Source organism: Variovorax sp. Root434, from assembly GCF_001426595.1.
In the GTDB taxonomy this organism is placed as follows: domain Bacteria; phylum Pseudomonadota; class Gammaproteobacteria; order Burkholderiales; family Burkholderiaceae_C; genus Variovorax.
Genome location: NZ_LMEK01000012.1, coordinates 543249 through 561234, shown reverse-complemented (window position 1 = coordinate 561234; position 17986 = coordinate 543249). Strand labels below are relative to the sequence as shown.

The 17986-nt window shown below is 66.7% G+C and carries 19 protein-coding genes and 1 pseudogene; 16 read left to right on the top strand and 4 right to left on the bottom strand.

From position 1 onward, the window contains the following. Positions 1–47: 47 nt before the first annotated feature. Complete coding sequence (locus tag ASD05_RS13170) at positions 48–1025, bottom strand: Bug family tripartite tricarboxylate transporter substrate binding protein (protein WP_056592737.1); 978 nt, start codon at positions 1023–1025, stop codon at positions 48–50. A gap of 252 nt (positions 1026–1277) precedes the next feature. Here ASD05_RS13170 and ASD05_RS13165 point away from each other — a divergent pair, with 252 nt between their 5' ends. Next, the gene (locus ASD05_RS13165; protein WP_056592734.1) at positions 1278–1655 is read left to right on the top strand and encodes a VOC family protein; all 378 of its coding nucleotides are present in this window, start codon (positions 1278–1280) and stop codon (positions 1653–1655) included. 4 nt (positions 1656–1659) lie between these two features. Here ASD05_RS13165 and ASD05_RS13160 read toward each other — a convergent pair. Together ASD05_RS13160 and xseA are read right to left on the bottom strand one after the other, a co-directional pair. Beyond that, positions 1660–2324: pseudogene (locus tag ASD05_RS13160) on the bottom strand (superoxide dismutase). A 49-nt stretch (positions 2325–2373) separates the two neighbouring features. After that, the gene (xseA, locus tag ASD05_RS13155; protein WP_056592732.1) at positions 2374–3687 is read right to left on the bottom strand and encodes an exodeoxyribonuclease VII large subunit; all 1314 of its coding nucleotides are present in this window, start codon (positions 3685–3687) and stop codon (positions 2374–2376) included. Between the two features lie 315 nt (positions 3688–4002). Between xseA and ASD05_RS13150 the strand changes: the two genes are divergently transcribed. The 6 genes from ASD05_RS13150 to adk all read left to right on the top strand — a co-directional run bounded on the left by ASD05_RS13150 (position 4003) and on the right by adk (position 7827). Continuing rightward, positions 4003–4635, top strand: coding sequence for a MotA/TolQ/ExbB proton channel family protein (locus ASD05_RS13150; RefSeq protein ID WP_042674017.1), 633 nt, complete (start codon positions 4003–4005; stop codon positions 4633–4635). Between the two features lie 11 nt (positions 4636–4646). Next, a complete protein-coding gene (locus ASD05_RS13145) occupies positions 4647–5072 on the top strand; it encodes an ExbD/TolR family protein (RefSeq protein WP_042674034.1) in 426 nt (141 codons plus the stop codon). Next, complete coding sequence (gene lpxK, locus ASD05_RS13140; RefSeq protein WP_056592728.1) at positions 5073–6104, top strand: tetraacyldisaccharide 4'-kinase; 1032 nt, start codon at positions 5073–5075, stop codon at positions 6102–6104. Continuing rightward, a complete protein-coding gene (locus ASD05_RS13135) occupies positions 6085–6267 on the top strand; it encodes a Trm112 family protein (RefSeq protein ID WP_007836935.1) in 183 nt (60 codons plus the stop codon). The genes lpxK and ASD05_RS13135 overlap by 20 nt, the downstream gene beginning before the upstream one ends. Then, entirely contained in the window at positions 6264–7037 is a 774-nt protein-coding gene (kdsB, locus tag ASD05_RS13130) for a 3-deoxy-manno-octulosonate cytidylyltransferase (RefSeq protein ID WP_056592726.1), read from the top strand. Before ASD05_RS13135 ends, kdsB begins: the two co-directional genes overlap by 4 nt. Before the next feature lie 133 nt (positions 7038–7170). Continuing rightward, a complete protein-coding gene (adk, locus tag ASD05_RS13125) occupies positions 7171–7827 on the top strand; it encodes an adenylate kinase (RefSeq protein ID WP_056592723.1) in 657 nt (218 codons plus the stop codon). A 36-nt stretch (positions 7828–7863) separates the two neighbouring features. Here adk and ASD05_RS13120 read toward each other — a convergent pair whose 3' ends face one another. Then, positions 7864–8829, bottom strand: coding sequence for an asparaginase (locus tag ASD05_RS13120; protein ID WP_056592720.1), 966 nt, complete (start codon positions 8827–8829; stop codon positions 7864–7866). A gap of 73 nt (positions 8830–8902) precedes the next feature. On the opposite strand from ASD05_RS13120, the gene lexA reads away from it, so the two are divergent. From lexA to ASD05_RS13075, 9 genes are all read left to right on the top strand, one after another. Then, complete coding sequence (lexA, locus tag ASD05_RS13115; RefSeq protein WP_013541704.1) at positions 8903–9586, top strand: transcriptional repressor LexA; 684 nt, start codon at positions 8903–8905, stop codon at positions 9584–9586. Between the two features lie 138 nt (positions 9587–9724). Then, positions 9725–10102 carry a hypothetical protein gene (locus ASD05_RS13110; RefSeq protein ID WP_056592717.1) on the top strand — a complete coding sequence of 126 codons (378 nt, stop codon included), beginning with the start codon at positions 9725–9727 and terminating at the stop codon, positions 10100–10102. A 90-nt stretch (positions 10103–10192) separates the two neighbouring features. Next, complete coding sequence (locus tag ASD05_RS13105; protein WP_007836951.1) at positions 10193–11200, top strand: D-2-hydroxyacid dehydrogenase family protein; 1008 nt, start codon at positions 10193–10195, stop codon at positions 11198–11200. Next, a complete protein-coding gene (locus ASD05_RS13100; protein ID WP_056592713.1) occupies positions 11197–12354 on the top strand; it encodes an MFS transporter in 1158 nt (385 codons plus the stop codon). The genes ASD05_RS13105 and ASD05_RS13100 overlap by 4 nt, the downstream gene beginning before the upstream one ends. 85 nt (positions 12355–12439) lie before the next feature. Continuing rightward, positions 12440–13960 carry a 3-hydroxyacyl-CoA dehydrogenase gene (locus ASD05_RS13095; RefSeq protein ID WP_056592709.1) on the top strand — a complete coding sequence of 507 codons (1521 nt, stop codon included), beginning with the start codon at positions 12440–12442 and terminating at the stop codon, positions 13958–13960. A gap of 6 nt (positions 13961–13966) precedes the next feature. Next, entirely contained in the window at positions 13967–14746 is a 780-nt protein-coding gene (locus tag ASD05_RS13090) for an oxepin-CoA hydrolase, alternative type (protein ID WP_056592706.1), read from the top strand. A 61-nt stretch (positions 14747–14807) separates the two neighbouring features. Beyond that, positions 14808–15527 (top strand): Crp/Fnr family transcriptional regulator, encoded by a 720-nt coding sequence (locus tag ASD05_RS13085; protein ID WP_007836955.1) that lies wholly within the window; start codon positions 14808–14810, stop codon positions 15525–15527. Positions 15528–15543: 16 nt separating this feature from the next. Then, entirely contained in the window at positions 15544–16650 is a 1107-nt protein-coding gene (locus ASD05_RS13080; protein WP_056592703.1) for a phosphotransferase, read from the top strand. A gap of 28 nt (positions 16651–16678) precedes the next feature. Beyond that, entirely contained in the window at positions 16679–17953 is a 1275-nt protein-coding gene (locus ASD05_RS13075) for an acyl-CoA dehydrogenase family protein (protein ID WP_056592700.1), read from the top strand. Positions 17954–17986: the final 33 nt, after the last annotated feature.

The window sequence follows — 17986 nt, the reverse complement described above, 5'->3', positions numbered from 1 at the left end:
GAGCCCCCATCCCAACCTTCCCCCAAAGGGGGAAGGGGCAAGAAGGGCTATTCGATCGTCGCGCCCGAAGCCTGCACGATGCCCTTCCACTTCTCGTAGTCGGTCTTCAGCAGCGCCTCGAACTGTTCGGGCGTCATGCTTTGCGGCTCGGCGCCCTGCGCGACGATGGCGGCTTTCATCTCGGGCGTGGCCAGCAGCTTGTTCACTTCTGCATTCAGCGTGGCGATCACGTCCTTCGGCGTCCTGGCCGGCACGAAGAGACCGTACCAAGTGGACACGTCGAAGCCCTTGTAGCCGAGCTCGGCCACGGTGGGCGTGTCGGGCAGCGAGGTGCTGCGCTTGGCGGAGGTCACGGCCAGCGGACGCAGCTTGCCGGCCTTGATCTGCGCCAACGCCGAGGGCACCGACGACACCATCAGGTCGACGTTGCCTGCGAGCACATCCATCATGGCCGCGTTGGAGCCCTTGTAGGGCACGTGGCGCATCTTGATCTGGGCTGCGCCGTTGAAGATCTCGCCGGCCAGGTGGATGGTGGTGCCGTTGCCGGGCGAGCCGTAGGTGACGGTGTCGGGCGCGGCGCGCGCGGCCTTCACCACGTCGTCGAGCGTCTTGAACTTCGAGTTGGCCTGCGTGACGATCACCACCGGCGTGTAGGCCACGTGGGCCACGGCGGTCAGGTCCTTCACCGGGTTGTAGCTCAGGTTCTTGTAGAGCCAGGGCGCGACGACCATGTTGTCCTTCTGGCCCATCACGATGTCGTAGCCCGTGGGCGCGGCGCGCGCGGCCTCGGCAATGCCGATGGTGCCGCCGGCACCTGCGCGGTTGTCGGGCACCACGGTCCAGTGGTTCGTCTCGGTGAGCTTCTGCGCGACCAGGCGCGCCAGGATGTCGGTGCCGCCGCCGGGAGGGAAGGGCACGATCATGCGCACGGGCTTGGCGGGGTAGGACTGTGCCTGTGCGGTGGCTGTGAAGGCCAACGGGAATGCCAGCGCAATGGCCAGCGTGCCGAGGTGTCTGCGAATCATGGGTTGTCTCTTTGTCGAGGTCGTTTCGGGGTTGCAGTCGTTGTCGTCGTGACTGCACCGAGGTGCAGTGTGCCGGACACCGATCGAGAAGGAATTCTTCATTCGCGATGGGGCTCGTATCGGCCTGCGGGGGGGCTATTTTCCGATGCCTTGACAGGGCCCCGCCCGATGCGAATACTGCACCGCATGGTTGAGTATTTTTGGCTCGCCTGGCGTGCCTCGGCAGGTCGCCGGGCTTCGAAGGAGACTCGCATGCTCGGAAACATCGACGCGGTGGCCAACCTCGCGGTCAAGGACCTCGCCGTGGCCCGCCGTTTCTACGAAGACACGCTGGGCCTGTCGCAGGTCGATGCGGAAGGCGACGAGGTCATCGTCTACCGCAGCGGCAACACGCGCATCAACGTGTATCGCTCGCAGTTCGCGGGCACCAACCAGGCCACGGCCGTGACCTGGCAGGTGGGCGACGACATCGGCCGCATCGCCGCCGCGCTCAAGGACCGGGGTGTGCGCTTCGAGCACTACGACATGCCCGGCACGACGCTCGAGGGCGACCTCCACGTCATGGGCGGCATGAAGGTCGCGTGGTTCAAGGACCCGGACGGGAACATCCTGAACCTCATCAACGGCTGAACTTTCAGCCGAAGTTCTTCGCCGCGAAGTCCCAGTTCGCCAGCTTGGCCAGGAAGGTCTCGACGAACTTCGGGCGCAGGTTGCGGTAGTCGATGTAGTAGGCGTGCTCCCACACGTCCACCGTCAGCACCGGGGTGTCGCCGGTGGTCAGCGGCGTRCCCGCGGCGCCCATGTTCACGATGTCCAGCGAGCCGTCGGCCTTCTTCACSAGCCACGTCCAGCCCGAGCCGAAGTTGCCCACGGCCGAYTTCACGAAGGCTTCCTTGAASGCGTCGTAGCTGCCCCAYTTGGCGTCGATGGCCTTGGCCAGGGCGCCGGTCGGAGCGCCGCCGCCCTGSGGCTTCATGCAGTTCCAGAAGAAGGTGTGGTTCCAGATCTGCGCGGCGTTGTTGTAGATGCCGCCGCTGGACTTCTTGACGATCTCCTCGAGCGTCATCGATTCGAATTCTGGTGAAGAGGCATTCGAGTGTGCGAGCGGTCGCGTGCGCGACATAGGGGCTGGGAAGCATCGAGCGTCATCGATTCGAATTCGGTGCCCTTTTGCAGGTTGTTGAGGTTCACCACGTAGGCGTTGTGGTGCTTGCCGTAGTGGTATTCGAGGGTTTCCTTCGAGTACTCGGGCGCCAGTGCGTCAAGGGCGTAAGGCAGGGGTGGGAGCACATGTTCCATGGTTTTTTCTCGTGGGTTGGTTGTAGGAATCAGCGATTCTAGGAAGTAATTACCGAGGCAGCGTCAGACGTGTGCCCGTTGCATCGCCTGGAGTGACGGTCAGGTCGACCTCGCCATCGGCAAGCCGCGCCTTGACGGCGTCACCCGCTGCCAGTTGCGTTGCGCTGACGATCGCATGACCGTCTGTGTCGGTCAGCCACGCATAGCCGCGTTGCAAGACCAGGGCCGGGTCGAGCAGCCGCAAACGCAGGGCCATGCGCTCCAGGCGCTCGCGACGCTGAACCAGTGCACGCCCCAGCCGCAAGGGAAAGTCGGCCGCTATCGACCGCGGCGTCTGCGACAGGCGCTCCCGTCTGGACAGCATCGCATACCGCAGGCGCTGCGCATGATGCGCCAATCGGAGCTGCTGCCGCGCCACGAGGTTCGAGGGGCGGCCCAGGCGTCCCGCGGCCTGGTCGATGCGCTGCCCGAGCGCGTCGATGCGCCCATCCAGCGCATCGCTGAGCCGCTCGTCGAGCAGATCGAGTGCACCGAGCCACAGGTCGCGCGGCGCGCTCACCAGTTCTGCCGCGGCCGTGGGCGTGGGCGCGCGCAGGTCGGCGCAGAAATCGGCGATGGTGAAGTCGGTTTCGTGGCCCACGCCGCTGATCAGCGGCACCGGGCTCTGCACGATGGTGCGCGCCAGCGCCTCGTCGTTGAAAGCCCAGAGGTCTTCGATCGAGCCGCCGCCACGCACCAGCAGGATCACGTCGACGGCAGGTTCGAGGCGGTAGAGCGACTGCAACGCCCGCACCAGCTCGGCTGGTGCGCCGGCTCCCTGCACTGCCGCCGGTGCGAGCACGACCGGAATGTGCGGAACACGCCTTCGCAGCGCCGTCACTACATCGTGCAAGGCTGCCGCGCCCAACGACGTGACGATGCCGACCGCCCTCGGCATGGCCGGCAACGCCCGCTTGCGCGCCGGATCGAACAGGCCTTCGGCTTCCAGGCGTGCCTTGCGCTGCATGAACTGCTCGAACAGGGCGCCCTGCCCGGCCCGCCGCAAGCTCTCGACCACCAGTTGCAGATCGCCGCGAGGCTCATACACCGCAAGGCGCCCACGCACTTCGACCTGATCGCCATCGCGCGGCGAAAAGTCGAGCAAACCGGCAGCGCGGCGGAACATCGCGCAGCGCAGCTGGCCGGACTCGTCCTTGAGCGAGAAGTAACAATGTCCACTTGAGGCCCGCGAGAAGCCGGAAATTTCGCCCCGCACCGCGACCGGATTGAAGCGCGCGTCGAGCGCGTCGGCCACCGCTCGGCACAACGCGCCGACGGCCCAGACGCGCGGCCCGGGCGCGGAGTTCGATTCACGCAAGTTCACAGAATGCACGCTCGGCCGGATGCCACTCGTCCACAACAGGCCGCATGCGGCCCCGCGTCTGCCCCTGGAGCGAGGCAAACGCACGGTTTCTCGTGCAAGCCGTTGATTTCATTAAAAAAAGTGCTGCTCAAAATTCAGTCGATCTAGCAGAAAGGCCGCCCCATGCGGGCCCGGACGAGTTGCGTAGCAGGTTAATCACAAAGTTATCCACAGAATCTGTGCGTCCTTTCCGACACAAAAACAACGTGCGTGCCAATGGTGGGCTCAGTGGATAATCGCCGCGCATTTGCAGTCTACGGGCCGGAGGATTTTTTCTTGTTTTCCATCATAGTTGCCGCGGGTTGGCCAATCTGGCCCTTGCTCGCTTGTTCGGTCATTGCGCTCGCGCTGGTTATAGAACGTTTCACGAGTCTGAAGACCGTGAGGGTACTTCCGCCGAAGCTGCTCGACGAAACCATCACCGTGTCGCACGGAGCCATTCCCGGTCCCGACATCGTGACCAAACTTGAACGCAACTCGATGCTCGGCCAGGTGCTGGCCGCCGGCCTGCGTGCGCTGAACGCCAACCCGCGCTGTACCGAAGACGATCTGCGTGCCGCCATGGAAGCCTCGGGCCGCACGGTGGCGCACAAGCTGGAGCGCTACCTGCCGGCGCTGGCCACCATCGCCTCGGCGGCCCCGCTGCTGGGGCTGCTGGGCACGGTGATCGGCATGATCGAGATCTTCGGCTCGCAGTCGCCGGGCAGCGGCGCTGTCGGCTCGGGCAACCCGGCTCAGTTGGCGCACGGCATCTCGATCGCGCTCTACAACACGGCCTTCGGCCTGATCGTGGCCATTCCGACGCTGATCTTCTGGCGTTACTTCCGCAGCCGCGTCGACGAATACCTGCTGAACCTCGAACTGTCCGGCGAACGCTTCGCCCGCCACCTGAACGCACTGCGCAAATGACCCGCGGCCGCATGCAGTTCCGCCATGGTGCGCGCGACGAGCCGGAGATCAACCTGATCCCGTTCATCGACGTGCTGCTGGTGATCCTCATCTTCCTCATGCTGTCGACCACCTACAGCAAGTTCACCGAAATGCAGCTGAGGCTGCCGACGGCGGACGTCGACGCGCAGCGTGACTATCCGAAGGAAGTGATCGTGGCGGTGTCGGCCGACGGCCGCTACTCGATCAACAAGAGCCCGGTGGCCGACCGCAGCGTGGAAACCGTGACGGCAGCCCTCGCCGCCGCGGCCACCGGCGGCAAGGACAGCGTGGTGATCATCAGCGCCGACGCGACCAGCCCGCACCAGGCCGTGGTGACGGTGATGGAGGCCGCCCGCCGCGCCGGCATGATGCAGATCACCTTCGCAGCCCAGTCGACGGCACAAGCCGGGCACTGAGTGCCTTCCGACGGCCGCAGCAGCAGCAAGGCGGGTTCGCCGTCCGCCTCGCGGCTGCAGCGCGCCTGGCTGCGCCGAGGCCCGCTGGCTTGCCTGCTGTGGCCACTGTCGTTGCTTTATGCCGCGCTCTTCGCGGTGCGGGGCTGGCTCTATCGGCTGGGATGGCTGCGGACCGAGCGGGTGTCAGTGCCAGTGATCGTGGTCGGCAACGTGATCGCGGGTGGAGCGGGGAAAACACCGGTCGTGATGGCCGTCGTCCAGCATCTGCAGGCGCGAGGACTGACGGTCGGCGTGGTGTCGCGCGGCTACGGCCGGCGCACCGACGATTGCCGCGAGGTGCTAGGCGACAGCGATCCGCAGGATGTCGGCGACGAACCTGCGCTGATTCACCATGCCACGAAGGCGCCGGTGTTCGTGGCGCGCAAGCGCATCGATGCGGCGCGCGCCCTGCTCGCCAGCCACCCGACCACGCAGGTCGTCGTGAGCGACGACGGCCTGCAGCATCTGGCACTGGGTCGCGATATCGAGATCTGCGTGTTCGACGACCGCGGCATCGGCAACGGTTGGCGACTGCCTGCAGGCCCGTTACGCGAAGCCTGGCCGCGGCCATGCGATCTGGTGCTGCACAGCGGCGCACGGCCCGCGTTCGCCGGTGGCTACACCGCCGCCCGCGCCCTCGCACCCGATGCCTTGACCGGCGGCGGACAACGCGTGCCCCTGGCAACCCTTGCAGGCCGGCCCCTGGTGGCACTGGCAGCCATTGCGCGGCCGGAGGCCTTCTTCGAGATGCTGCGCGCGCGCGGCCTGACGCTCGCCGAAACCATCGCACTGCCCGACCACTTTGATTTCAGGAGTTGGCAGCGCCCTGCAGCCCCCGAACGCACCATCGTCTGCACGGAAAAAGATGCCGTCAAGGTGTGGCGCAAGGCGCCCGATGCGCTGGCGGTGCCATTGCACTTCGCGCCCTCGCCGGAATTCTTCACCGCACTCGACGCAAAGCTATCATCGCTCGATGGATACCAAGCTGCTTGAACTGCTCGTCTGCCCCGTCACCAAAGGTCCGCTGACCTGGAACCCCGAGAAGCAGGAGCTCTGCTCGCGCAGCGCGCGCCTCGCCTACCCGGTGCGCGACGGCATTCCGGTGTTGCTCGAGAACGAAGCACGCACGCTCTCCGACGAAGAGCTCGGGCTGTGAGCTTTACCGTTCTGGTGCCGGCGCGCCTGGCGTCGACACGGCTGCCCAACAAACCGCTGGCCGACATCGCTGGCTTGCCCATGGTGGTGCGCGTGGCGCAGCGCGCCGGCGAATCCAGCGCGGCGCGCGTGGTGGTCGCCGGCGACGATCCTTCGATCGTTGCGGCATGCAAGGCGCACGGCGTCGAAGCCATCCTCACGCGCCAGGACCACCCTAGCGGCACCGACCGGCTGGCCGAGGCCTGTGAGCAGCTTGGCCTGGACGGCGACGACATCGTTGTCAACGTACAGGGCGACGAGCCACTGATCGATCCTGCGCTGATCGACGCCGTGGCATCAACGCTGGCCACCCATGCGGAAGCAGCGATGAGCACCGCGGCCCACGAGATCGACTCGATCGGCGACTTCATGAACCCCAACGTGGTGAAGGCCGTGCTCGACACGCAGGGCAACGCCATGTACTTCAGCCGCGCACCGATCCCGTGGTGGCGCGACGGCTCCGCCAACGGCGCGGCACCCGCGGTGCTGCCCACGCCCGCCCCGCTGCGCCACATCGGCATCTACGGCTATCGCGCGGGTTTCGTGCGGAAGTTTCCGTCGCTGCCGCCGGCGCCTGTCGAGGCAACCGAAGCACTCGAACAGCTGCGCGCGCTATGGCACGGCCATCGCATCGCGGTGCATGTGAGCCATGTCGCCCCCGGACCGGGCATCGACACGCCCGAAGACCTGGTGCGCGTGCGTGCCGTCTTTGCCGCCGCGCCCCCCGCCTGAGACGCTCTGCAGCCTGCCCGGCAGCGGAAATTCTTCGCGGGCACGCGTGCTATCCTCGAAGCAACTCCGCCTAGCCCAGCCCTGGGGCCGACGCTTGGTGCGACACAAAATCCAAGAACCGTCCGAGGAAACCATGAGACTAATTTTGCTGGGCGCGCCCGGGGCGGGCAAAGGCACGCAAGCGGCCTTCATCTGCCAGAAATACAGCATTCCCCAAATCTCGACCGGCGACATGCTGCGCGCCGCCGTCAAGGCCGGCACGCCGCTCGGCCTGCAGGCCAAGGCCGTGATGGACGCCGGCGCACTGGTCAGCGATGACCTGATCATCAATCTCGTGAAGGAACGCATTGCGCAACCCGATTGCGCCAGCGGCTTCCTGTTCGACGGCTTCCCCCGCACCATTCCCCAGGCCGATGCCATGAAGGCGGCGGGCGTCAAGCTCGACTACGTGCTCGAGATCGACGTGCCTTTCAGCGACATCATCGAACGCATGAGCGGCCGCCGCTCTCACCCCGCCTCGGGCCGCACCTATCACGTCAAGTTCAATCCACCCAAGGTTGAAGGCAAGGACGACGTGACCGGCGAGGAACTGATCCAGCGCGAGGACGACAAGGAAGAAACCGTGCGCAAACGGCTCGAGGTGTATAGCCAGCAGACGCGTCCACTGGTCGACTACTACTCGGCCTGGGCCGAGGCCGACCCGGCCGCCGCCCCGAAATACCGCGCCATCAAGGGCGTGGGCACGGTGGACGAGATCACGCAACGTGCACTGGCTGCCCTGAACAGCTGATCCTCCCAACCGCCCCTGTACGGGGCGGTTTTGCTTTCACCCCAGCAGTTCCAGCATCAGCGCAATGCGCGCCTTCACGGGCGTCAGCGCGCCAGCATCGCGCAGCGCGTCCCCGGCCTTCGGCAGGATGCGCCCGTTGGCGCAACGCGTGGCGCGAACGATCGCAACGCCTGCGTCCTGTGCCTTGAGCGCGGCCGCTTCCAGGGCGTGGTGCAGGGTGCCGTTGCCAGTGGCGGCAAGCACCAGTCCTCGCACGGGATCGGCACCGCCGGACTGCAGCAGCGCATCGATCACAGCACCGCTGGCGCCGGCATGGCTCACGATGATCTCGACGCGGGGCCACTGAACCGCAGCCTCCAGAAAAATCTTCGACGCGCGTGATGCAGCGCCTTCCGGCCACGACCGGACAAGGCGAAGCTCCCCTTCCTCGACATAACCGACGGGCCCCGCGTCGCCTGAAGCAAAGGCGTCAGGCCGATAGGTGTGCACCTTCTGGATGTCAATGCCGCTGTGGATCGTGCCGGCGCACACCACCGATACGCCTCGCGCGCCCTGCGTCGCGGCAACGCTGATGGCGTCACGCACGTTCTGCGGTCCGTCGGGCGCCAGCGCGGTCGCCGGGCGCATCGCGCAGGTCAGTACCACGGGCTTGGAAGGCGCCAGCACCGAGTGCAGGAAGAACGCGGTCTCTTCGAGCGTGTCGGTGCCGTGCGTGATCACCACGCCCGCCACGTCGGCCTGCGCCAGCCAGTGCGCACAGCGCCGGGCCAGTTGCTGCCAGATGGCGAACGACATGTCCTTGCTGTCGAGCTGCGCGACCTGCTCCGCCTCCAGCAACACGCCTTCGGGCGCCTCGATGCCGCCCAACAGGTCGGCCACGCCGACCTGTCCCGCGGTGTAGCCGATGTTGTCGCCGCTGCTGGCGGCCCGGCCGGCAATGGTGCCGCCCGTGCCCAAAACCACGACACGGCGGCGCGATTCAGGCGAAGAGGAATTGACCATGGCTTGTCAACTTTTAAAAACTGGTTAAAAATACAGCTACTGGATATCTAGCCAGTGCCGCAAGGAACCACATATGCAGTTCGCCGTGAAGCTTACAGCCCGCCAGCAGCAGATCCTGGACCTGATCCAGAGCGCCATCGCACGCACCGGTGCGCCGCCCACGCGCGCCGAAATCGCCAACGAGCTCGGGTTCAAGTCGGCCAACGCCGCCGAAGAGCATTTGCAGGCACTGGCGCGAAAGGGCGTCATCGAGCTCGTGAGCGGCACCTCGCGCGGCATCCGCCTCAAGGGCGACGCCCTGCGTTCGCTCAATGAAACACGCCACCGCGAAGGCGGCCAGTTCTCGCTCTCGCTGCCCGGCATGGCCCAGCTGGCATTGCCGCTCATCGGCCGCGTCGCAGCCGGCTCGCCCATCCTCGCGCAGGAGCACGTCGACCAGACCTACTACGTCGAGAACACGCTGTTCCAGCGCCAGCCCGACTACCTGCTCAAGGTGCGCGGCATGTCGATGCGCGACGCCGGCATCATGGACGGCGACCTGCTCGCGGTGCAGGCCACCAAGGAAGCGCGCAACGGCCAGATCGTGGTTGCGCGCCTGGGCGACGAAGTGACCGTCAAGCGCCTGAAGCGCAACAAGCAGGTCATCGAACTGCACGCCGAGAACCCCGACTACCCGACCATCATCGTCCAGCCCGGCGAGCCTTTCGAAATCGAAGGCCTCGCGGTCGGGCTCATCCGCAACACCATGCTGATGTAGGCCCTGCGGCCTGCTTTCCGCAGCACCCCATCCGGCAGCAACAGGTGGCGGGCGTATGGCGAAGAGTCGCCATCACCCTGTCGCAGCCGATTCAAGAAATCCTGCCTGTGTTCAACCTCATACTTTTTTGGAGTTCACATGGGAATCGCCCTCCTCGCCATCGCTGATTTCTGGATGCCGCTGCAATCGCTGGCCAGCCGCCTGATGCCGGCACACCGTCCTCGCCGCAGGGATCGCCTCGACGCTGCCGAATCCTCGGCCGGACTTCGCTACGTGGCGGTGCGCCCTGCCTGCACCGCCCGCGCCGGCGGCGGCGCAACACCCGCAGCAGCCAGCGCCACGCCGGCGCGTCCGTTGCGCGTGGTTCGCGTGGTCGACGGCATGGGCCAGCAGCGCAGCAACCGCGTCGTGATCTCGGGCCGCATGGCCGATGTCTGCGCCGAACTCGACCGGCTGGCCGCACTCGAAACCGCCGAAACCACGGCCGCGGCCCCTCGTTCGACCCGCCTGCACTGAGCCCGAACACCCCTGCGAGCGGCTGCGGGGGTGGGTATCCAAACGTTCACTGGCACGACATTCCAATGCTGCGAGGCACAATGGCACGCCATGAACATTGTGATCCTCGACGATTACCAGGACGCCGTGCGCAAACTGCGCTGCGCCGCCAAGCTGGACGCGTACGCGGCCAAGGTCTATACCAATACGGTGAAGGGCATCGGGCAGCTTTCGGTTCGCCTCAAGGATGCCGACGTGATCGTGCTGATCCGCGAGCGCACCCAGATCTCGCGCCAGCTGATCGAAAAGCTGCCGAAGCTCAAGCTCATCTCGCAGACGGGGCGTGTCGCCGGGCACATCGACGTTACTGCCTGCACGGAACGTGGCGTCGCGGTTGCGGAGGGCTCGGGCTCGCCGCAAGCGCCTGCCGAGCTCACCTGGGCGCTCATCATGGCCGCCATGCGCCGGCTGCCGCAGTACATCAGCAACCTCAAGCACGGCGCGTGGCAGCAGTCGGGGCTCAAGTCGGCATCGATGCCGCCCAACTTCGGGATCGGCTCGGTGCTCAAGGGCAAGACGCTGTGCATCTGGGGTTATGGCCGCATCGGCCAACTGGTGGCGCGCTATGGGCAGGCTTTCGGGATGCAGGTCGTGATCTGGGGCCGTGAAGCCAGTTGCGCCAAGGCCCGCTCCGACGGCTTCCAGGTCGCACAGAACCGCCACGAGTTCTTTGCCGCGGCCGACGTGCTGTCGGTGCATCTGCGTCTCAACGAAGAGACCAACGGCCTCATCACGCTGGAAGATCTCTCGCGCATGAAGCCGACGGCGCTGTTCGTCAACACTTCGCGCGCCGAACTGGTCGAAGCCGACGCCCTGCTCGCCGCGCTCAACCGCGGCCGCCCCGGGCTGGCCGCCATCGACGTGTTCGAGAGCGAGCCGCCGCTGCAAGGCCATGCGCTGCTGCGGCTCGAGAACTGCATCTGTACGCCGCACATCGGCTATGTCGAGCAGGAGAGCTACGAGAGCTACTTCGGTCAGGCGTTCGACAACGTGGTGAGCTACATCAACGGCAATCCGACGAACATCGTGAATCCCGGCGCGCTGCAGGTTCGCCGGTGAACCGGCCGGCGCCCCAGGGTGCGCTCTGGGCGCTGCTCGCCGGCAATTTCGTGATCGGCACGGGCGTGATGGTGGTGCCCGGCACGCTCAATGAAATCAGCACATCGCTTTCGGTCACGGCCGCCACCGCGGGCCAGCTGATCACGGCCGCAGCGGCTGTGATGTGCGTCGGCGCACCGCTGCTGGCCGCGGCGGTCGCGGGCTGGGACCGCCGCCAGTTGTTGGCGCTCAGCCTGCTCTGGTACGCCGCGGGCCACATCCTCTGCGCTCTGATGCCGAGCTTCGGCGCCCTGCTGCCGGTGCGCATGCTCACGGTGGTCGCTCCAGCCATCTTCACGCCCCAGGCCGCGGCCTGCGCCGGCATGCTGGTGCCGCCGGAGCAGCGCGGACGCGCCGTCACCTTCGTCTTCCTGGGCTGGTCCATGGCCTCGGTGCTGGGCCTGCCCATCGGCGCGCTGATCGGCGGCCACCTGGGCTGGCGCATGGCTTTCCTGGCCATTGCGGCGCTCAGTGTCGCAAGCGCGACAGCGGTCTGGCTCACATTGCCGAACGGCGTCCGCCCCGCCGCGCTGACCGCCGAAGCATGGTCGCGCGTGCTGCGCAGCCCGGTGCTGATGGGCATCGTTTCGGTCACGGCGCTGCAGGGGGCCGGCCAGTTCGTGCTGTTCAGTTATTTCGGCCCGGTCCTCAAGCAGGGCTTCGGCGCGGATGCCACCACGCTGAGCGTGATGTGGGCGCTGTTCGGCGCCTGCGGGCTGGTCGGCAACATGGTGGTCAGCCGCTTCATCGACCGCGTGGGCGCCGGGCGCATGGTGCTGATCACCACCGTGCTGATCGCCTCGAGCCTGCTGCTGTGGCCGCTGGCCTCCACGCTCGCCTGGCTGGCTGTCGTGCTCGTTCCGTGGGGGTTGGGCTGCTTCTCCGCCAACTCGGCCCAGCAGGCCCGTCTGGTGGGCCTGGCGCCGGCCCTCGCGCCAGGCTCCGTGGCGCTCAACAGCTCCGGCATCTATACCGGGCAGGCCGTGGGCGCCGCGGTCGGCGGCTGGCTGCTTGCCAACGACGCCGGGGCATGGATGAGCTGGGTCGGTTTCGGCCTGCTGCTGGTCGCCATCTCGCTCAGCGTGGCCATCGATCGCAGCCGCCGCGCGGCCTGAAAGCGCGCCCCCGCGTTAAACCCGTCACGCCCCACCCGCGCGGGGCTGCAAAATCAGAGTCTTCGACAGCATCAACCTCCAGCAAATGACAGTGAACTACACCCGAATCGGCGTCATCGGCGCAGGCGCCATGGGTCGCGGCATCGCACAGATCGCCGCCCAGGCAGGCAGCGAAGTGCTGCTGCTCGACAGTTTCGCAGGCGCCGCCGAGCGCGGCCGCGAAGCCCTCGTTGCGCAATGGAACAAGCTGCACGAGAAGAACAAGATCGACGCCGCCACGCGCGATGCCCAGATCGCCCGCGTCAAGGCGGTCGACAGCATCCAGGCTCTGGCCGGCTGCGACCTGGTGATCGAAGCGGTCATCGAAGACCTCGAAGTCAAGCGCAAGCTGTTCCGCGAGCTCGAAGGCGCGGTGAGCGAGACCGCCACGCTGGTCACCAACACCTCGTCGCTCTCGGTGACGGCCATCGCCGCCGGCCTCAAGCACCCGGAGCGCTTCGCGGGCTTCCACTTTTTCAACCCCGTGCCGCTGATGAAGGTGGTCGAGGTGGTCGCGGGCTTCAAGACCGCGCCCGATGTCTGCAAGCAGCTGGCCGGCTACGCGGTGCAGATGGGCCACAGCGCCGTGCAGGCGCAGGACACGCCAGGCTTCATCGTCAACCACGCGGGCCGCGGCTATGGCACCGAGGCGCTGCGCATCGTCGGCGAAGGCGTGACCGACTTTGCGACCATCGACCGCATCCTCAAGGACCAGGCGGGCTTTCGCCTGGGCCCGTTCGAGCTGCTGGACCTGACGGCGCTCGACGTGTCGCATCCGGTGATGGAGTCGATCTACCACCAGTATTTCGAGGAGCCGCGCTTCCGACCGAGCGTGATCACCGCGCAGCGACTGGCTGCGGGCGCGCTGGGCCGCAAGACCAACGAAGGCTTCTACCGCTACAACGACGGCGTGATGCAGCAGGCGCCCGAGGCCCCTGCGCCGGTGGTCGAGGGCACGCCTTCGGTCTGGGTGTCTCCGCGCGCAGCACGCCGCGCCGAGCTGCTGCGCCTGGTGAACACGCTGGGCGCGCAGATCGACAGCGGCGCCGCGGCCGCGCCGCAGTCGCTGATCCTGGTTGCGCCGCTGGGCTTCGACGTGACCACGGTCGCCGCGGTCGAGCGCCTGGACGCCACGCGCACCGTCGGCATCGACATGCTCATCGACGACGACGCCACCAAGCGCCGCGTGATCGCCACCAACCCTGCGACGCGCCGCGACGTCCGCGATGCGGCACACGCCCTCTTCGCGCGCGACGGCAAGGCCGTGAGCGTGATCCGCGACAGCGGCGGCTTCGTCACGCAACGCGTGATCGGCACCATCGTCAACATCGCCACCGACATGTGCCAGCAGCGCGTGTGCACGCCGGCAGACCTCGAGACCGCGGTGCAGCTGGGACTCGGCTATCCGCGCGGCCCGCTCGCCATGGGCAATCTCTACGGTCCGACCAACATGCTCGAAGTGCTGTTCAACCTGCAGACGGTGTACGGCGATCCGCGCTATCGCCCGAGCCCGTGGCTGCGCCGCCGCGGCGCGTTGGGCCTGAGCCTGCTGCACGAAGAAGAATAGACAACCATGACCGCCGAACTCAAGAGCACGAGCGAAGGCAGCACCATGGTGCTGACGATCGCAAACCCAACCCAGCGCAACGCACTGGGCCCGGAAATCTATGCCGCGGGCATCGAGGCGCTCAACGGCGCCGAGAACAGCGCCGAGATCCGCAGTGTCGTCATCGTGGGCGAAGGCGCATGGTTCTGCGCCGGCGGCTCGCTGCAGCGGCTGCTGGCCAACCGGCAGCTCGACCGCTCGGTGCAGGCCGAGAGCATCGAGGGCCTGCACAACTGGATCGATTCGATCCGCACCTTTCCCAAGCCGGTCATCGCAGCGGTCGAAGGCGCGGCTGCCGGTGCCGGCTTCTCGCTCGCGCTGGCCTGCGACTTCGTCGTGTCGGCCCGTGACGCGGTGTTCGCGGCCTCGTACAGCAATGTGGCGCTGTCGCCCGACGGCGGGCTGAGCTGGCACCTGGGGCAGCAGTTGCCGCGCCAGCTGGCGAGCGAATGGCTCATGAACGGCGAGCGCATCGACGCACCGCGCCTGCATGCGCTCGGCCTCGTCAACGAACTCACGGAAAACGGCCAGGCGCTCGCAGGTGCGCTGGCGCTGGCCGCGAAGCTCAATGCACGCGCGCCGAACTCGCTGGCCAGCATCAAGGAACTGCTCAGCGAGGCGCGAGGCGCCACGCTGGCCACGCAGCTCTCGCAGGAGCGCGACCACTTCGTGCGCAACCTGCACCATGCGAACGCAGGCATCGGCATCGCCGCGTTCCTCGAAAAGAAGCCGCCGCAGTACGAGTAACGCCAAACGGCGTCGCTCCCGTGACACCCACCAGCATTCCAGTCGCCGAGAGGACAGACCAATGGACGACCCCATTCTTACCATCGAAGAACGTGAAGCGATCAACAGTGGTCGCTGGTTTTCTTCCCTATCTCCATCGCTACGGCACGACATCCTCCGATGCGCCTTCGTCAAACGCTACAAGGACGGCGACCTGATCGCTGCCCGCGGCGATCCTCCCGAACACTGGATCGCCTGTGCCAAGGGTGCGGTGCGCGTGAGTTCGACGGCCGTCTCCGGCAAGCAGGTGACGCTGACCTACGTGGAGCCGGGCATCTGGTTCGGCGACGTGGCGATGTTCGACGGGGACCGGCGCACGCACGATTCCTACTCGCACGGCGACACCACGATCCTGTGCGTGGCGCGCGCCGACTTCCAGAAGATCCTGGCCTCGCACGTGGAGCTGTACGAGGCGCTGATGCGGCTGCAGGCACGCCGCATCCGCACGCTGTTCGGGCTGGTGGAAGACCTCAACACCCTGCCCCTGCGGGCACGGCTGGCCAAGCAGCTCATTCACCTCGTGCGCAGCTACGGCGTGCCGAACCTGGAAGACGGCAACCAGATGCGCATCGGCCTGCAGCTGGCGCAGGAAGAGCTGGCGCAGCTGCTGGGCGCATCGCGCCAGCGGGTCAACCAGGAACTCAAGACCATGGAGCGCGAGGGCAGCATCCGCATCGAACAGGGCGGCCTGGTCGTGCTGGACCGCGCAGCCTTGAGGCGCATTTCCGAAGCCGAGAACTGAAAAGCCAGACGCAGACATGAGCCAGGACTTCTCCAACTTCATCGGCACCCGTGCCGTCTCGCAACAGCACGCTTTCGACGTCGACGCGCTCGCGGCCTGGCTCGAGAAGAACCTCGAGGGGTTCAAGGGTCCGCTCGCGGTCGAGATGTTCAAGGGCGGCCAGTCGAACCCGACCTACAAGCTCGTCACGCCGTCGCAAAGCTACGTGATGCGCGCCAAGCCGGGTCCGGTCGCCAAGCTGCTGCCCTCGGCCCACGCGGTGGAGCGCGAGTTCAAGGTGATGAGCGGCCTGGCCGGCACCGATGTGCCCGTGCCACGCATGTACTGCCTGTGCGAAGACGAGGCCATCATCGGCCGCGCCTTCTACGTCATGGAGTTCATGCAGGGCCGCGTGCTGTGGGACCAGTCGCTGCCCGGCTTCAGCAATGCCGAACGCGCGGCCCACTACGACGAGATGAACCGCGTCATCGCGGCGCTGCACACGGTCGACTTCGCCGCCCGCGGCCTCGCCGACTACGGCAAGCCCGGCAACTACTTCGAGCGCCAGATCGGCCGCTGGAGCAAGCAGTACAAGGCCTCGGCCGACGGCACCGGCGAACTCTCCCAGCCCATCGAGGCCATGGAGCGCCTGATCGACTGGCTGCCCGCCCACATGCCGGCGAGCGCGCGCGACGAGAGCAAGGTGTCGATCGTCCATGGCGACTATCGCCTCGACAACGTGATGTTCCACGCCACCGAGCCGCGGATCATCGCGGTGCTCGACTGGGAACTCTCCACGCTGGGCCACCCGCTGGCGGACTTCAGCTACCACTGCATGTCCTGGCACATGCCTCCCACCACGGGACGCGGCATCGGCGGCGTGGACGTCGCCGCGCTGGGCATCCCCACCGAGAGCGAATACATCCGCCGTTATTGCGAGCGCACCCGCATCAGCACGCCCGAGGCGCTGGCGCCCGACTGGAATTTCTACCAGGCCTACAACCTGTTCCGCATGGCCGCGATCCTGCAAGGCATTGCCAAGCGGGTCGAGGCCGGCACCGCGTCGAGCGAGCAAGCCGTGGCCTCGGCCCGCGGCGCCCGCCCCATGGCCGAAATGGCCTGGCAGTTTGCCCAAAAGGCATAAGCCGCCCCACACCCACCAGGAGACGAAGATGGATTTCGAATACTCGGCCAAGACCAAAGACCTGCAGAAACGCGTCCAGGCATTCATGGACGACCACATCTATCCGGCCGAAGCCGAGTACCACGCCGAACTGGCCGCCAACACGGTCGCCGGCAAGCGCTGGTCGGCTCTCAAGACCGTCGAGAAGCTCAAGGAAAAGGCCAAGGCCCAGGGCCTGTGGAACCTGTTTCTGCCGGTCGACAGCGCCGCCGCCTCGGGCTATGAGGGCGCGGGCCTGACCAACCAGGAATACGCCCCGCTGGCCGAAATCATGGGCGCGGTGCCATGGGCGAGCGAAGCCTTCAACTGCTCGGCGCCCGACACCGGCAACATGGAGACCATCGCACGCTACGGTTCGGAAGAAATCAAGGCCCGCTGGCTCAAGCCGCTGCTCGAAGGTCAGATTCGCTCGGCCTTCGCGATGACCGAGCCTGAAGTGGCATCGAGCGATGCCACCAACATCGCCACGCGCATCGAACGCCAGGGCGACGAATACGTGATCAACGGCCACAAATGGTGGATTTCGGGTGCGGCCGATCCGCGTTGCGCGGTCTTCATCACCATGGGCAAGAGCGACCCCGATGCGCCGCGCCACTCGCAGCAGAGCATGGTCATCGTGCCGGCGGATGCCAAGGGCATCCGCATCGTGCGCCCGCTGAACGTGATGGGCTACGACGATGCGCCGCACGGCCACGTCGAGATGTACTTCGAGAACGTTCGCGTGCCCGTCAACAACATTCTGCTGGGCGAAGGCCGTGGCTTCGAAATCGCCCAGGGCCGCCTCGGCCCTGGACGCATCCACCACTGCATGCGCCTGATCGGCCTGGCCGAGCGCGCGCTCGAGTTGATGTGCAAGCGCGCCTCGTCGCGCGTGGCCTTCGGCAAGACCGTGGCCTCGCAGACCGTGACGCAGGAACGCATCGCCGAAGCCCGCTGCAAGATCGACATGGCTCGCCTGCTCACGCTGAAGGCCGCCTGGCTGATGGACGTGGCCGGCAACAAGGTCGCCAAGAACGAGATCGCCATGATCAAGGTGGTCGCGCCGTCGATGGCCTGCCAGGTGATCGACTGGGCCATGCAGGTCCACGGCGGCGGCGGCATGTGCGACGACTTCCCGCTTGCGGCCGCCTACGCCGGTGCGCGCACGCTGCGCTTCGCGGACGGCCCGGACGAAGTGCACCGCAATGCAATCGCCAAGTGGGAGCTGGGCAAGTACGCCCCGACCAAGGCCGGCGATGCCGAAATGCCGGTAACGCGCTTCTGATCTGTCTTGCTCCCTCTCCCCGCGGGGAGAGGG

Bases quoted from the DNA above. Each gene is read 5' to 3' on its own strand.
- ASD05_RS13170 (WP_056592737.1), bottom strand. From the start codon at position 1,025: ATGATTCGCAGACACCTCGGCACGCTGGCCATTGCGCTGGCATTCCCG.
- ASD05_RS13165 (WP_056592734.1), top strand. From the start codon at position 1,278: ATGCTCGGAAACATCGACGCGGTGGCCAACCTCGCGGTCAAGGACCTC.
- ASD05_RS13145 (WP_042674034.1), top strand. From the start codon at position 4,647: ATGCAGTTCCGCCATGGTGCGCGCGACGAGCCGGAGATCAACCTGATC.
- ASD05_RS13135 (WP_007836935.1), top strand. From the start codon at position 6,085: ATGGATACCAAGCTGCTTGAACTGCTCGTCTGCCCCGTCACCAAAGGT.
- adk (WP_056592723.1), top strand. From the start codon at position 7,171: ATGAGACTAATTTTGCTGGGCGCGCCCGGGGCGGGCAAAGGCACGCAA.
- ASD05_RS13120 (WP_056592720.1), bottom strand. From the start codon at position 8,829: ATGGTCAATTCCTCTTCGCCTGAATCGCGCCGCCGTGTCGTGGTTTTG.
- lexA (WP_013541704.1), top strand. From the start codon at position 8,903: ATGCAGTTCGCCGTGAAGCTTACAGCCCGCCAGCAGCAGATCCTGGAC.
- ASD05_RS13110 (WP_056592717.1), top strand. From the start codon at position 9,725: ATGGGAATCGCCCTCCTCGCCATCGCTGATTTCTGGATGCCGCTGCAA.
- ASD05_RS13105 (WP_007836951.1), top strand. From the start codon at position 10,193: ATGAACATTGTGATCCTCGACGATTACCAGGACGCCGTGCGCAAACTG.
- ASD05_RS13095 (WP_056592709.1), top strand. From the start codon at position 12,440: ATGACAGTGAACTACACCCGAATCGGCGTCATCGGCGCAGGCGCCATG.
- ASD05_RS13090 (WP_056592706.1), top strand. From the start codon at position 13,967: ATGACCGCCGAACTCAAGAGCACGAGCGAAGGCAGCACCATGGTGCTG.
- ASD05_RS13085 (WP_007836955.1), top strand. From the start codon at position 14,808: ATGGACGACCCCATTCTTACCATCGAAGAACGTGAAGCGATCAACAGT.
- ASD05_RS13080 (WP_056592703.1), top strand. From the start codon at position 15,544: ATGAGCCAGGACTTCTCCAACTTCATCGGCACCCGTGCCGTCTCGCAA.
- ASD05_RS13075 (WP_056592700.1), top strand. From the start codon at position 16,679: ATGGATTTCGAATACTCGGCCAAGACCAAAGACCTGCAGAAACGCGTC.